At 60.0% G+C, this 12,656-nt stretch carries 14 protein-coding genes; 4 read left to right on the forward strand and 10 right to left on the reverse strand.

Going from position 1 to position 12,656, the window contains the following annotated elements; all coding sequences use genetic code 11:
• Window positions 1-372 precede the first annotated feature (372 nt).
• Window positions 373-1,155, reverse strand: coding sequence for a class I SAM-dependent methyltransferase (locus tag AC4PS6_RS12160; protein ID WP_014717213.1), 783 nt, complete (start codon window positions 1,153-1,155; stop codon window positions 373-375).
• Window positions 1,156-1,251: 96 nt separating this feature from the next.
• On the opposite strand from AC4PS6_RS12160, the gene AC4PS6_RS12165 reads away from it, so the two are divergent.
• Entirely contained in the window at window positions 1,252-1,872 is a 621-nt protein-coding gene (locus AC4PS6_RS12165; RefSeq protein WP_032903259.1) for a hypothetical protein, read from the forward strand.
• A 3-nt stretch (window positions 1,873-1,875) separates the two neighbouring features.
• Here the strand turns inward: AC4PS6_RS12165 and AC4PS6_RS12170 are convergent, their stop codons facing one another.
• From AC4PS6_RS12170 to ppc, 6 genes are all read right to left on the reverse strand, one after another.
• A complete protein-coding gene (locus tag AC4PS6_RS12170) occupies window positions 1,876-2,577 on the reverse strand; it encodes an extensin-like domain-containing protein (protein ID WP_336827143.1) in 702 nt (233 codons plus the stop codon).
• Between the two features lie 10 nt (window positions 2,578-2,587).
• A complete protein-coding gene (locus tag AC4PS6_RS12175) occupies window positions 2,588-3,448 on the reverse strand; it encodes a DUF72 domain-containing protein (protein WP_019817731.1) in 861 nt (286 codons plus the stop codon).
• The gene (locus AC4PS6_RS12180) at window positions 3,448-3,750 is read right to left on the reverse strand and encodes a hypothetical protein (RefSeq protein WP_020301144.1); all 303 of its coding nucleotides are present in this window, start codon (window positions 3,748-3,750) and stop codon (window positions 3,448-3,450) included. Before AC4PS6_RS12180 ends, AC4PS6_RS12175 begins: the two co-directional genes overlap by 1 nt.
• 160 nt (window positions 3,751-3,910) lie before the next feature.
• A complete protein-coding gene (tsaB, locus tag AC4PS6_RS12185) occupies window positions 3,911-4,597 on the reverse strand; it encodes a tRNA (adenosine(37)-N6)-threonylcarbamoyltransferase complex dimerization subunit type 1 TsaB (protein ID WP_019817729.1) in 687 nt (228 codons plus the stop codon).
• Window positions 4,598-4,687: 90 nt separating this feature from the next.
• The gene (adk, locus tag AC4PS6_RS12190) at window positions 4,688-5,335 is read right to left on the reverse strand and encodes an adenylate kinase (RefSeq protein WP_003189104.1); all 648 of its coding nucleotides are present in this window, start codon (window positions 5,333-5,335) and stop codon (window positions 4,688-4,690) included.
• Between the two features lie 280 nt (window positions 5,336-5,615).
• The gene (gene ppc / locus AC4PS6_RS12195; protein ID WP_032903260.1) at window positions 5,616-8,261 is read right to left on the reverse strand and encodes a phosphoenolpyruvate carboxylase; all 2,646 of its coding nucleotides are present in this window, start codon (window positions 8,259-8,261) and stop codon (window positions 5,616-5,618) included.
• 199 nt (window positions 8,262-8,460) lie between these two features.
• On the opposite strand from ppc, the gene AC4PS6_RS12200 reads away from it, so the two are divergent.
• The 3 genes from AC4PS6_RS12200 to lptF all read left to right on the forward strand — a co-directional run bounded on the left by AC4PS6_RS12200 (window position 8,461) and on the right by lptF (window position 10,356).
• Window positions 8,461-8,805 carry a hypothetical protein gene (locus AC4PS6_RS12200; protein ID WP_014717206.1) on the forward strand — a complete coding sequence of 115 codons (345 nt, stop codon included), beginning with the start codon at window positions 8,461-8,463 and terminating at the stop codon, window positions 8,803-8,805.
• Between the two features lie 283 nt (window positions 8,806-9,088).
• Window positions 9,089-9,514: a DUF4398 domain-containing protein gene (locus tag AC4PS6_RS12205; protein ID WP_003189094.1), complete on the forward strand. Its 426-nt coding sequence runs from the start codon at window positions 9,089-9,091 to the stop codon at window positions 9,512-9,514.
• A 56-nt stretch (window positions 9,515-9,570) separates the two neighbouring features.
• A complete protein-coding gene (gene lptF / locus AC4PS6_RS12210) occupies window positions 9,571-10,356 on the forward strand; it encodes a lipotoxin F family OmpA-related lipoprotein LptF (RefSeq protein ID WP_003189093.1) in 786 nt (261 codons plus the stop codon).
• A gap of 491 nt (window positions 10,357-10,847) precedes the next feature.
• Here the strand turns inward: lptF and AC4PS6_RS12215 are convergent, their stop codons facing one another.
• The 3 genes from AC4PS6_RS12215 to AC4PS6_RS12225 form a co-directional block, all read right to left on the reverse strand.
• Window positions 10,848-11,204, reverse strand: coding sequence for a hypothetical protein (locus tag AC4PS6_RS12215; protein WP_014717203.1), 357 nt, complete (start codon window positions 11,202-11,204; stop codon window positions 10,848-10,850).
• A 151-nt stretch (window positions 11,205-11,355) separates the two neighbouring features.
• Window positions 11,356-11,682 (reverse strand): PA3694 family proteiin, encoded by a 327-nt coding sequence (locus AC4PS6_RS12220; protein WP_003172217.1) that lies wholly within the window; start codon window positions 11,680-11,682, stop codon window positions 11,356-11,358.
• Window positions 11,679-12,584 carry an alpha/beta hydrolase gene (locus tag AC4PS6_RS12225; RefSeq protein WP_014717202.1) on the reverse strand — a complete coding sequence of 302 codons (906 nt, stop codon included), beginning with the start codon at window positions 12,582-12,584 and terminating at the stop codon, window positions 11,679-11,681. The genes AC4PS6_RS12220 and AC4PS6_RS12225 overlap by 4 nt, the downstream gene beginning before the upstream one ends.
• Between the last annotated feature and the right edge of the window lie 72 nt (window positions 12,585-12,656).

Here is a 12,656-nt window from a genome sequence, read left to right on the forward strand (position 1 = left end):
CTGGATAACCAGCTTCATGGCGTACGCTGCCGGGGGACAGGCCCATGCTTACTTTTGCGCTTTTCAAAAGTGAGCCGCTGTCAGAGCGGAACCCTAGGTGGCCGTTACCGCAGGAATGGATATGTACACAATCCAACTGTGTTGACTGCCAGGCAGCCTTCGCGAGCAAGCCCGCTCCCACAGTTTGGATAGCGGGGCGTCAGGTAGACAGGTGTCGGCTTTCAGGCCGTCATCGCAGGCAAGCCAGCTCCCACATTTGGATTGCGGCGCGCCAGAGAGATAGGCATCGGCTGTCAGGCCGTCTTCGCAGGCAAGCCAGCTCCCACAGTTGGATCTCGCCGCACCTGGGAGATAAGTGCTGCTGTTTGCAGCTTACGGCTTGAGCGCTTTCTTGGGATAAATGTCGTAGCGGCTGGACTTGCCATCCAGCGCATGGCTCGGCTTCGGCCCCTCAATGCAGGGTGCCTTGCGCGGACGCTTGACCACCACACGATGGCTGGCCAGGGCCAGAGCCGCCGCGAGCAACGCCGGGGCATCCGGGTCATCGCCCACCAATGGGCGGAACAGGCGCATTTCCTTCTTTACCAGGGCGGTTTTCTCACGGTGCGGAAACATCGGGTCCAGGTAGATCACCTGAGGCGGCTCGCCCTGCCAGTTGAGCATCACGTCGATGGAGTTGCCCTTGAGCAGCTTCATGCGCGCCACAATCGGCGCCACGTCAAAATCCTCGGCAGCGCGGGCCAGACCATCTTCGAGCAAGGCGCCGATCAGCGGCTGGCGCTCGATCAGGCTCATCTCACACCCGAGGCTGGCCAGCACGAACGCGTCCTTGCCCAAGCCAGCCGTGGCATCCAGCACCCGCGGGCGCACGCCCTGGGCGATGCCCACCGCCTTGGCGATCATCTGCCCGCTGCCGCCGCCATACAACCGCCGATGTGCCGCGCCGCCTTCGACAAAGTCGACCCGCACCGGCCCTGGCGCATCAGGCCCAAGCTGTTGCAACTGCAAGCCGTGCTCCCCCACTTGCAGGGAAAAATCCGCATCGGCCACCTGCAGAGGCAACCCCAGCAGCGAAGCCCACTGTTCAGCGCGGGCCTGGAAGCTGTCAGCCAAGGCTTGGACCTGGATGCGGCTGGCCGCTGGTTGTTCGTTCATCAATCGCCACGCTCAAAAATATTAAGGATCGGCAAACAACGGCCGATAAAAATCACAGTCAGGTATTTTGCCAGAGCTGAGCGTCGACCGAGAAAAATGTCAGACATTCTTCCCCTTTCCATCGGTGTACTGCCGACCCACAACCATTACGGCCTGCGCAATACCCAAGCGCTGGCCGGGGTGAGTCATGTGTGGCAGGACTTCTTCGCCCGTGCGTTGGCCGAGCAGCTCGGTGAAACGTCGGACGCGCTCGCCGCCAAGACGCCTGCCCCGGCAGACCCGGCGGTTGAACCCCGCGAAGGCGCCGACCTGCTGGCGCAGATCCTCACCCAGCGTGAGTGCGATGTGAAAGACACCGAGATCGCCCCGCCGGAACCGCTCTTCCTGCCAATTGCCGAGTTCGAAACCGAGCTGCTGCCACCGGCCGCGACGCCGTTCCCGGAAGAAGAAGTTATCGTCCAGCAACGCCAACAAGCGTTTGAGAGCGAGTGGGTGCGCCCCATTGTGCTGAACGCCGGCCAACCGCTACCCGCGCCGGGCCCGGCGCCACAACCACGCCCACTGCACCTGCCGATTGCCGAATTCGAGCTGGACCTGCTGCCACCGGCCGCCACGCCGTACCCCGAAGAAGAACTGCTGGCGCAGCAAAAGGCCCTGGATTTCGATTACTACTGGGCGCGCCCGCTGGTGACCCACAACCTGCGCCTGGCCGCCTGAACCTTAGCGACACACCCACCAACGCCCCATGTCCAGATGGAAATGGTTGCGATGGGCGGCGTTGTAGTCCGGGCTCAACACCACGTTGAAATCATCACAGGCGCCATCGCGTACCAAGCGCAGGAAACGCGCACTGTCGCCCTGGCCCGGCCAATCCTTGAGCACGCTGATGCTGCGCCCATCCGCCAGGCGAAAACCGGCGATATCCAGGGCATTGGCCGACGCATGCTGGCTGAGTCGACCGTCGGCACGGTTGTTGTAGATATTACGGCAGGCAAAACTGCCCAAATGCTCGACGCGGCTCACCGCTTGGCCAAACACGGCCTGGGCCGCCGGTTGCAGGCTATGTCGCTCGAACAAGGCGAACGCCACCGCCAGCGGGCAACTGGCAAGAAAGCTGCTGCTCAAGGCCACGTCAGCGCCCTGCACGCGCAGGACACTGCGCAAGGGGCACGCTGCATCAGTCGGTGTATCGGCCTGGCGGCTCACGCGCAGACCAGAGGTGTTCAACACCTGGTCACACAGCGCTGGATCATCCTGCAAACGACTGAGCTTGTAGCGCGTCAACAGGTTGGGGCTCGCTCGCACATCCAAGGGCGCCCAGGGGTTCCATTCAGGCGGCATCGGCACCCAACCGCGCCAGACAGCCAACGCAAATGCCCCCACCAACAACAGCAACACACTCAATGTCTTGACCACACCCACGGCTCAACCCTCAAAGTAGTCCGAGCTGCTCCGCCACGGGTTCTCGATGCAAGGCAGGCAGCGGCGGTAGCCCTGGCAGGCGCACCATCAGCTTGGCGTGGAAGCGCAGCGCCAGCTGTGCCGCGAGACGGTTGTCCGACGTGTGCAGGAACATATAGGGCGTGCGGCCCTCTTCGATCCAAGTGGCAATCTTTTCCACCCAGGGAATCAGGAACGGGTCATTGGCCTCAAGGTCCGGATGCCCGATGAAGCGCACCTGGGGAAACTGCGTCAGGGCCGCCGGGCGCGGTGGCACCCGGGGCTTTTTTGACTGGGCATGCAGCACCGCTTCCGAGGTAGAAGTACAACTGAACAGTGCACGGGGATCGAGGCAGATGCGCTCGACACCGCGATCGCGCAACAGGCGGTTGAGCATGCGCTCAGCATCACCCTTGGCAAAGAACTGTTCATGACGCACCTCCACGGCCAGCGGCCGATCAATGCCATCGAGAAATCCAGCCAGCTCCGCCAGGCGTGGCGGCGTAAAGCTCTTCGAGAGCTGCAGCCACAGCGGTGAAACGCGCTCACCCAACGGGCTCATCAAGCCGACAAAACTTTCTGCCGCCGGCAACTGTTCACGTAAATCGCCAGCATGGCTGATATCGCCGGGGAATTTGGCGGTGAAGCGAAAATCATCAGGCATGATTTCGGCCCAGCGCTGCACAGTGGCGGCCGAGGGGCGAGCGTAAAAAGTGGTATTGCCCTCAACGGCGTTGAAGACCTGGGAATAGAGCCCGAGGTAATCGCTGGAACGTGCCTCAACGGGATACAGGTACTCGCGCCAGGCGTTTTCACTCCAGGACGGGCAGCCGATGTAATAAGGCAAACGCATCAGATATGGATATCGAGACCCAGCACTTCCATATCCCATTCGACAAAGCCGGCAGTGGTCAGGTAGCTGGCCAGGGCGGTGGCAACGCTTTTGCTCATGGAACGGGGAAAGACCATGTCTTGCTGACGGGCAGGAACGCCGCTGATACGTGCGCTCGAGGCGCCTGGAGCTTTGGAAGGCGTATCGGTGTGTACTTCGATGAAGTCCGGTGAATCCTCGACGGACTCGTCTACCGTCACGCTCGCCTTGCGCGGCTTACGCTTGAGGGGGTACGACTGTGAGGAAAAACCGTCTATACGCATACATGCAGACTCGGTATCAATGATGGCAATTTAGCGGCACTTTCCATGGCGCGCAAATGCTCTGGTGATAACTAGAACACATAATTTGTAAAAGGTTTAAAAACCCAGGCAAATTCTGACGATTGGCGAAATTTGCCGCGTAACGCCCACATTTTTGGCGTCAAATAATCCCGCGTTCGGCCTTGGTCTGCGCGACTTTATCGCGCAGGTACACCGGTGCTGCCTGGTCCGCCGCAATCGCCTCGCCGCGCTCGAATGCGAAACGTGCCAACGCCAGCAGGTCTTCGGCGTGGGGCAACATCGCTGCGTCCTGCTCGGCACAGGACACCTTGATGCGCTCGCCATAACCCCAGCCCGTGCCGGCACCGAACCAATCACCGCTGGCGTCAGCGGGCAACTGCGCAGCTTCGGGGGCAAGCACCGCTTCCGCACCGACCAGGCGCATTTCGCCTGCGGTCTCACGGTAGCAACCCCAGTAAACCTCATCCATGCGCGCATCAATTGCCGCTGCCACCTGCGATGCCCCGTGCTCACGCAACGCACGCTGGGCCAGTACCGCCAGGTTGGACACCGGCAACACCGGGCGCTCCAGCGCAAAGGCCAGGCCCTGCACCACGCCAATGGCAATGCGCACGCCAGTGAATGCACCGGGGCCACGGCCGAACGCGATGGCATCCACGGCAGCCAGGGTGGTACCGGCGTCTTCAAGCAGTTGCTTGATCATCGGCAACAATTTCTGCGCGTGCAGGCGCGGGATCACCTCGTAGTGGCTCGTGACCTTGCCATCGTGCAGCAAGGCAACGGAGCAAGCTTCAGTCGCGGTGTCCAGGGCCAGCAGGGTGCTCATCGGTGTGGGTGTCCAAGTCGGAAAAAAGTGCGCCAGTATAAACAACAACGGCCCGCAAGCGGGCCGTTGTCTGTGCCGCCGATTAAGGGATCAGCTCAGTGCTTGCAGCACCTTGGCGGTGATGGCCTCTACCGAGCCCACACCAGGGATGTGGCTGTATTTCGGCTTGCCCTGGGCTGCGGACAGCTTCTGGTAGAAGTCCACCAGGGGCTTGGTCTGGGAATGGTAGACCGACAGGCGATGACGCACAGTTTCTTCGGTGTCGTCTTTACGCTGCACCAGGTCTTCGCCAGTGACATCGTCCTTGCCTTCGACTTTCGGCGGGTTGTAGACGATGTGGTACACGCGGCCCGAGCCTTCGTGAACGCGACGGCCAGCGATACGCTGGACGATCTCTTCGTCTTCAACTGCGATCTCGACCACGGCGTCCAACTCCACGCCCGCCTTCACCAAGGCTTCAGCCTGGGGAATGGTGCGTGGGAAGCCGTCGAACAGGAAACCGTTCTTGCAGTCTTCCTGGCTGATGCGTTCCTTGACCAGGTTGATGATCAGGTCATCGGAGACCAGGCCGCCGCTGTCCATCACGCTCTTGGCGATCAGGCCCAGCTCGGTGCCAGCCTTGACGGCCGCACGCAGCATGTCGCCGGTGGAGATTTGTGGAATGCCGAATTTTTCAGTGATGAACTTTGCCTGAGTACCTTTACCGGCCCCGGGAGCTCCCAGCAGAATGACGCGCATCGATGTGCTCCTCAATTTTTTATAGAGATGACGCTCGGATTCGCCGCGTGGGGCCAATCTCGTAAAAATGTGGTTCTAGGCCGATCAAACGGCCAAAGGCTGATCAAGATACACAGCGGGCCCTCACCATACAAGCCGCCAAAAGTAGGAGAAACCCGCGCCGCACATGCGTCAGCGCCAGGGTGTGCCTGAGCGCAACCCGCCTGCTCAAAAGACGACCGCCCGTTTCCGGGCGGTCGTCGTGGTTTATCCGCAAGCCATTGAGTGCACGCAAAAAACCTCAACCGGTGTTGCGCAAACCGGCCGCAATACCGGCCACGGACACCAGCAGCGCCTGTTCCAGAGGGCTGTCTTGCGCAGCCTCCTGCTGACGGGAACGTGCCAACAACTCGGCCTGCAACAGGTGCAAGGGGTCCAGGTAGGTGTTGCGCAGGCGGATGAACTCCAGGGTGTCGGGGCTATGGGCCAGCAGCTGCGACTGGCCGGTCAGGCCAAGCACCACGTCACACGCCTGCGACAATAGGTCGCGTAAGTGCGCACCCAATGCCAGCAGGTCCGGCTGCACCAGACGCTCATCATAAAGACGGGCGATCTCGGCATCGGCCTTGGCCAGCACCATTTCCAGCATGTCGATGCGCGTGCGAAAGAATGGCCACTGCTCGCGCATCTGCCCCAGCAATTGACCTTCACCGCGCTCCAGCGCCTTGCTCAGTGCCGCTTCCCAGCCGAGCCAGGCGGGTAGCATCAGGCGCGTCTGGGTCCAACCAAAAATCCACGGGATGGCGCGCAAGCTTTCTATCCCGCCCGCACGGCGCTTGGCCGGGCGACTGCCCAAGGGCAAACGGCCCAACTCCTGCTCCGGCGTGGACTGGCGGAAGTACTCGACGAACTGCGGATTTTCCCGCACCACGGCCCGGTAAGCGCTGACACCGTCTGCCGCCAGTTCGTCCATCAGATGACGCCAGGCAGGCTCGGGAGGGGGCGGCGGTAACAGGGTCGCTTCCAGTACCGCCGCCAGGTAGAGATTGAGGTTCTGCTCAGCGATATCCGGCAGACCGAATTTGAAGCGAATCATCTCGCCCTGCTCAGTGGTACGGAAACGCCCCGCCACCGAGCCCGGCGGCTGCGACAGGATAGCCGCGTGTGCCGGGCCACCGCCACGACCAACGGTGCCGCCGCGACCATGGAACAACAATAGCTCCACCTGTTGCTCGCGGCAGATATCCACCAGACGTTCCTGCGCCCGGTACTGCGCCCAGGCGGCGGCCGTGGTGCCCGCGTCCTTGGCCGAGTCCGAGTAGCCAATCATCACTTCCTGCGGGCCCTGCAAGCGTGCGCGGTAACCCGGCAATTGCAGCAGGCGCTCCATCACCGGTCCGGCGTTGTCCAGGTCGGCCAGGGTCTCGAACAACGGCACTACGCGCATCGGCCGTTGTACGCCCGACTCTTTCAACAGCAGTTGCACCGCCAATACATCCGACGCGGCGCCCGCCATAGAGATGACATACGAACCTAATGACGCCGCCGGTGCGGCGGCGATTTCCTTGCAGGTATTCAATACCTCGGCAGTGTCCGCCGAGGGTTTGAAGTAACCCGGCAGCAAGGGCCGCCGATTGGTCAGTTCCTGGGTCAGGAAGCTGATACGCGCATCCTCATCCCAGTCCTCATAACGCCCCAGGCCCAGGTAATCGGTGATTTCGGTCATGGCCGCCGAGTGACGGCTGGAGTCCTGACGCACATCCAGGCGCACCAGGAACAGGCCGAACGTCACGGCACGGCGCAGGCAGTCGAGCAGCGGGCCATCGGCGATCACGCCCATGCCGCATTCGTGCAGCGATTGGTAGCACAGTTGCAGAGGGTCGAGTAGGTCGCGGTTGTCCTGCAACACCTCGGCCGGCGCCGGGGTGGTGCTGGTCAACGAGGTGTGGGCCCACTGGCGCGTGGCGCGCAGGCGTTCGCGCAGTTGCTTGAGCAAGGCACGATAAGGTTCGACGCTGTCGCCGACTTTCGCTTGCAACGCCGGGCTGGCCTGTTGCATCGACAGCTCGGAAGCCAGTTGATCAATGTCACGCAGATACAAATCCGCCGCCATCCAACGCGCCAGCAGCAGCACTTCGCGGGTGACCGGCGCGGTGACGTTGGGGTTGCCGTCACGGTCGCCGCCCATCCACGAAGCAAAGCGAATCGGCGCAGCCTCCAGGGGCAGGCGCAAGCCGGTGGCGGCGTGCAGGGCCTGGTCGGCCTTGCGCAGGTAATTGGGAATGGCGTGCCACAGCGAATGCTCGATCACCGCAAAGCCCCATTTGGCTTCATCTACCGGCGTGGGGCGCACGCGCCGGATTTCTTCGGTGTGCCAGGCTTCGGCGATCAAGCGTTGCAAGCGCTCGCGAATCTGCTCGCGCTCGGCGGTGGTGAGATCGCGGTGATCCTGCAAGGCCAGTTGCGCGGCAATGGCATCGTATTTCTGAATCAGCGTGCGGCGGGCCACTTCGGTGGGGTGGGCGGTGAGCACCAGCTCGATGTCCAGCCGCGCCAGCTGCCGGGCCAAGGATTCATTGCTGTGCCCTTCGCTTTGCAGACGGGCCAGCAATTCTGGCAAGACGCGGGATTCGAACGGCGCAGATTGCGATTCATCGCGCCGATGAATCAACTGATATTGCTCGGCAATGTTGGCCAGGTTGAGGAACTGGTTGAAGGCCCGCGCCACGGGCAGCAACTCCTCCTCCTGCAACTGATTGAGGCTGGCGCTCAGTTCATCACCAGCGGCATTTTGCGAAACGGCTCCACGGCGGTCGGCCTTGGCGCCTTTGCGGATCTGCTCGATCTTATCGAGGAAAGCCTCGCCGTACTGCTCTCGAATGGTGTTGCCCAACAGCTCACCCAGCAGGTGAACATCCTCACGCAAGCGTGCATCGATATCACTCATCAGCCAATCTCCAGCCAGAAATCCGGGACGCGCAGGTGCTTCAGAGTGCCGCCGACGTCGGTTTCTGACAAGGCCGAACGCGAACGACTTTAAACCTTGGCGCTTACAGCTAGTCTCAACGATGAGTCGCCGCGTTATTTTCACGCAGGCGGCTGGTCACTCATCACCGCCTGCCATCGCAGGCTTTATTGAGGTAGCCATGAAAATTCGAGAACTGGCCCAGCATTGGGAAGAAACCGCCAAGGGTCGTTTGACCAAGACTGAATACGCCATTCATCTGGATGTAGAAGCCGCTGCCCGGCTGGCGGCCATTGCCGAGATGTACCCCAAGCGCCACGTCGAAGAACTGCTCGGCGAGCTGATCGGCGCCGCACTGGAAGAGCTGGAAGCCAGCTTTCCCTACATCCAGGGCCAGCAGGTGATTGCCACCGACGAAGAGGGTGATCCGCTGTATGAAGACGTCGGCCCCACCCCACGTTTTCTCACGTTATCCCGTCGCCATTTGCATGATTTATCAGCCGTTGCTGACGAACAAAAACACTGATAAACATTTATTGACGTCAATTAAACCCACGTATTCCGGGCCTTTTACAGGCCCGGAGGTACCGCTGCCCGCCGCGAAAGTTCCATTTTTTAAACATTGACCAGTCAGTCAGATATTTTTTTAGGCAAATCGCCATATCCGCTGAACTTTTGAAAAAAGCCTCCGGTCACAGCCAGTAGCCATCACTTGTGGAACGGTCGTTTGAACGGACGCCATGTGCTTTACCGACGGGCCCGAAATCGATACGCCCCGATGGATTTTGATGTTTTTCAGGAGTTATCCAATGGAGTTGAAGACGATGAACACCAGCACTGCCAAATCCTCGTTTAACCACCTGCGCGGGCTCAAATTGGCCGCGCTGGCAATCGGCACCAGCTTCGTTCTGGCGGGCTGCGCCGGCAACCCTCCAACCGAGCAGTACGCCGTGACCCAATCGGCCGTCAACAGCGCAGTCAGCGCCGGCGGTACCGAGTATGCGGCGGTGGAAATGAAGTCGGCCCAGGACAAGCTCAAAGAAGCTGAGATTGCCATGCACGACAAGAACTACGACAAAGCTCGCCAACTGGCTGAACAAGCCGAGTGGGATGCTCGCGTCGCTGAGCGTAAAGCCCAGGCTGCCAAGGCTCAACAGGCTGTGAAGGATTCCCAGAAGGCTGTTGACGAACTGCGTAAAGAAGGCATGCGCCCAGCTGCAATCATGCAGAAGTAAGCCGCTGCCACTTGACTGCATCGCACCTGATATCGAATTGAAAGGACGACACGACTATGCGTAAACAATTGATGATCCCTGCCCTGCTGGCGATGAGCGTTGCCTTGGCGGCCTGCTCCACCCCGCCGAACGCGAACCTGGAAAATGCGCGGACCAATTTCTCGTCCCTGCAAACCAACCCACAAGCCACCAAGCTGGCTGCGCTGGAAACCAAAGACGCCAGCGACTGGCTGGACAAGGCTGACAAGGCCTACCGCGACAAAGAAGACGAGAAGAAAGTCGACCAACTCGCATACCTGACCAACCAGCGCGTTGAAGTGGCCAAGGACACCATCGTCCTGCGCGAATCCGAAGCCAAGCTGAAAAACGCCGGTGACGAACGCGCCCGTGCCCTGCTGGACGCGCGTGATGCGCAGATCAAGCAACTGCAAAACAGCTTGAACGCCAAGCAAACCGATCGTGGCACCCTGGTGACTTTCGGTGACGTGCTGTTCGCCACCAACAAGTCCGACCTGAAATCCAGCGGCCTGGTGAACATCACCAAGCTGGCTCAGTTCCTGCGCGACAACCCAGACCGTAAAGTGATCGTCGAAGGCTACACCGACAGCACCGGTTCTGACTCGTACAACCAGAGCCTGTCGGAGCGTCGTGCCGCTTCCGTTCAACGTGCACTGGCTCAACAAGGCGTGGATATCTCGCGCATCGTGACCCAGGGCTATGGCAAGGAATATCCGGTTGCCGATAACGGCAGCGTTTCCGGCCGCGCCATGAACCGTCGCGTTGAGGTGACAATCTCCAACGACAACCAGCCGGTCAAGCCACGGTCTTCCGTCGCTAACTGATCATTGGTCTGGTAAAAAGCCCCGCCTTCAGGCGGGGCTTTTTCGTTGCCATTCATGAATGCGTATTCAAGCTTTAGTCATTGATGTATCCGAAGGTGCTGCGATTGCCACAAAAAAACCACCAGAAACGGTGGTTTTTTTGACTAGGGAAACTTGATCATGCGATCAGTATCTTCATCCGGCGGCGTTATCTTTTTGTTATGACGGGAGGTATCAGATGAGCAACCTGCCAACTGATTACGCGCCTGTTCTTGCGCATCCGCCCGCTCCAACGCCTGATGCGCCCTGGCCATAGCCAGCATATTGCATATCGCATCAATTCTTATCACTGCCTTCCCGCCCCCACTGTGCGTAAGTTACATCGCCCTTTGTGGTACCTGACGCAATTAGGTTCCAAACAATTTCGTTACACGCCCCCGGTACGCCGATAAGTGCAATGCCGCTGACATGAAAAACCTGTCGATAACTGACAGGTTTTTAAGGGTTGCCTATCAGTAGGTGACTGAGCCTTGATTCTCGCCACCGCCGGCCTGAATCTGGCCTTGGCCAGCTGAGCCACCTTCACCGGCTTGGCCACTTTGAGCCGCTTTTTTTTCCAGCAGTTGCTTCAGCATTTCAAGCAGCTCTTCAATGCTTTCTCCCCCACCAGCGCCTTGGCTTGCTCCGGAACCTTGAGCGCCTCCACCCCCCTGGGAACCACCGGAACCAGAACCTTGCGAACCTTCACCGCGCTTAGCGCGGATTTGCTCTTGAAGTTGCTGGATTTGCTGATCAAGACCTTGCGAAGCCCCCTGAGAACCTCCCGAATTGCCGACGCCAATTGAAGGTGCTGCGCCAATACCATTCATAAAACTCGTACTCCAGATTGATGAAATAAAGTGCGCTGATCAGCCAGGCCAATCAGTACCTCATCTGTGGCGTACGAATGAAGATGGTTCCAATCTGTAAAGGCTCGAAAGCCCTTGAGCAACTAAGCTGCACACCGGATGGTTTTTGGGCTCACTGTTGCAACTGCGGGGTTTCCTGCCCCATGCAACGCACGGCCTGCTTCTTGTTATTGACCAGCACGCCGCTCAAGCCTTTCTGTTCGGTATCAAACATCACCAACACGCCGTCAACGCACTGCGCCACTTGCGCAGCCGGGGTCAGGGAGATCTTGTAATCCTCGCCCGGCACTGTCTTGAGCATGGTGAAGTCGCTGAGCAGCAACGCATCTTCGGGCTTGGCGAAGTGCAGGTAGCCGTAGTACCACAGGCAGCCTACGGTGCCGATGATGGTGCCGATGCCGGTGAGAATCAGCGGGATCATATTGCGTTCTTCGCTCATTGCGGGCTCTCTGATGAATCAACTTTAGGAACAGGGTAATTCGGGATTTCTCCCAGGCGGCGCAAGCCGTTGAAGTGCTGCGGGTCGTCCAGATAACGCAGCATGACGGTTTGCCAGGTTTTGTCGGCAAAGGTCTGCACATGGCCGCCACGGGTCAGTTGCAACACCCTGGGCGGGGGGGCGGCCTGATACAAGCGGATGCCATTGGACACCGGCACGATAGGGTCATCCAGGCTGTGGAACAGCAACTTGGGCACGCCGGTCAGCCCTGGCATGGCCTTGATCGCACTATCGCCGTCAGGCACCAGCCATGACAGCGGCACCTGCAACGGCCAGGTTAACCAGGAAGTGCTCAAGGCGAATTGTCCTACGTCACGATAACTGGCGGGTACGCCGTCCAATACCAGCGCCTTGAGTTGGGATTGGCGCTCCGGGTGGGCTGCCAGGTAATGCACTGCCAGTGCACCACCCAGGCTTTGGCCGAGGATAATCAGCGGTTGACCCTGGGTTTCAGGCGCCTTGTCGATCCAGCTGAAAGCGGCGTCGATATCCTGGTAGATCGCCGGCAACGATGGCTTGCCTTCCGAAAGCCCATAGCCACGATAGTCCAGCAACAGCACTTGATAGCCCTGTTCCGGCAACCACCAACTGCCCCCCAGGTGCCAGGCGAGGTTACCGCCATTGCCGTGCAAATGCAGGACGGTGCCCTTGAGCGGTACACCGGGTTTGGCCGGTAGCCACCAGGCATGCAGTTTCACGCCATCTGCGGTGGTGAGCGTGACGTCGCGGTATGGAAGATGGGCTTTTTCCGGCGTGAAGGGCAGGCCGGGCTCGGGGTAGAACAGCAAGGAGCTGCAGCCGTTCAGTGTGAGTAGCAGGCATAAAATGCCGAGGATTCTCATCCGTTGAAGCCTCGCGAAAGTTCTGAAGACACGTGCAGATCAAATGTGGGAGCTGGCTTGCCTGCTCCCACA

It is taken from the genome of Pseudomonas sp. DW-iso17 (assembly GCF_058725345.1).

Bases quoted from the DNA above. Each gene is read 5' to 3' on its own strand.
- AC4PS6_RS12220 (WP_003172217.1), bottom strand. From the start codon at position 11,682: ATGAGCGAAGAACGCAATATGATCCCGCTGATTCTCACCGGCATCGGC.
- AC4PS6_RS12165 (WP_032903259.1), top strand. From the start codon at position 1,252: ATGTCAGACATTCTTCCCCTTTCCATCGGTGTACTGCCGACCCACAAC.
- AC4PS6_RS12225 (WP_014717202.1), bottom strand. From the start codon at position 12,584: ATGAGAATCCTCGGCATTTTATGCCTGCTACTCACACTGAACGGCTGC.
- AC4PS6_RS12215 (WP_014717203.1), bottom strand. From the start codon at position 11,204: ATGAATGGTATTGGCGCAGCACCTTCAATTGGCGTCGGCAATTCGGGA.
- lptF (WP_003189093.1), top strand. From the start codon at position 9,571: ATGCGTAAACAATTGATGATCCCTGCCCTGCTGGCGATGAGCGTTGCC.
- AC4PS6_RS12175 (WP_019817731.1), bottom strand. From the start codon at position 3,448: ATGCGTTTGCCTTATTACATCGGCTGCCCGTCCTGGAGTGAAAACGCC.
- AC4PS6_RS12180 (WP_020301144.1), bottom strand. From the start codon at position 3,750: ATGCGTATAGACGGTTTTTCCTCACAGTCGTACCCCCTCAAGCGTAAG.
- adk (WP_003189104.1), bottom strand. From the start codon at position 5,335: ATGCGCGTCATTCTGCTGGGAGCTCCCGGGGCCGGTAAAGGTACTCAG.
- AC4PS6_RS12200 (WP_014717206.1), top strand. From the start codon at position 8,461: ATGAAAATTCGAGAACTGGCCCAGCATTGGGAAGAAACCGCCAAGGGT.
- AC4PS6_RS12160 (WP_014717213.1), bottom strand. From the start codon at position 1,155: ATGAACGAACAACCAGCGGCCAGCCGCATCCAGGTCCAAGCCTTGGCT.
- tsaB (WP_019817729.1), bottom strand. From the start codon at position 4,597: ATGAGCACCCTGCTGGCCCTGGACACCGCGACTGAAGCTTGCTCCGTT.
- ppc (WP_032903260.1), bottom strand. From the start codon at position 8,261: ATGAGTGATATCGATGCACGCTTGCGTGAGGATGTTCACCTGCTGGGT.
- AC4PS6_RS12205 (WP_003189094.1), top strand. From the start codon at position 9,089: ATGGAGTTGAAGACGATGAACACCAGCACTGCCAAATCCTCGTTTAAC.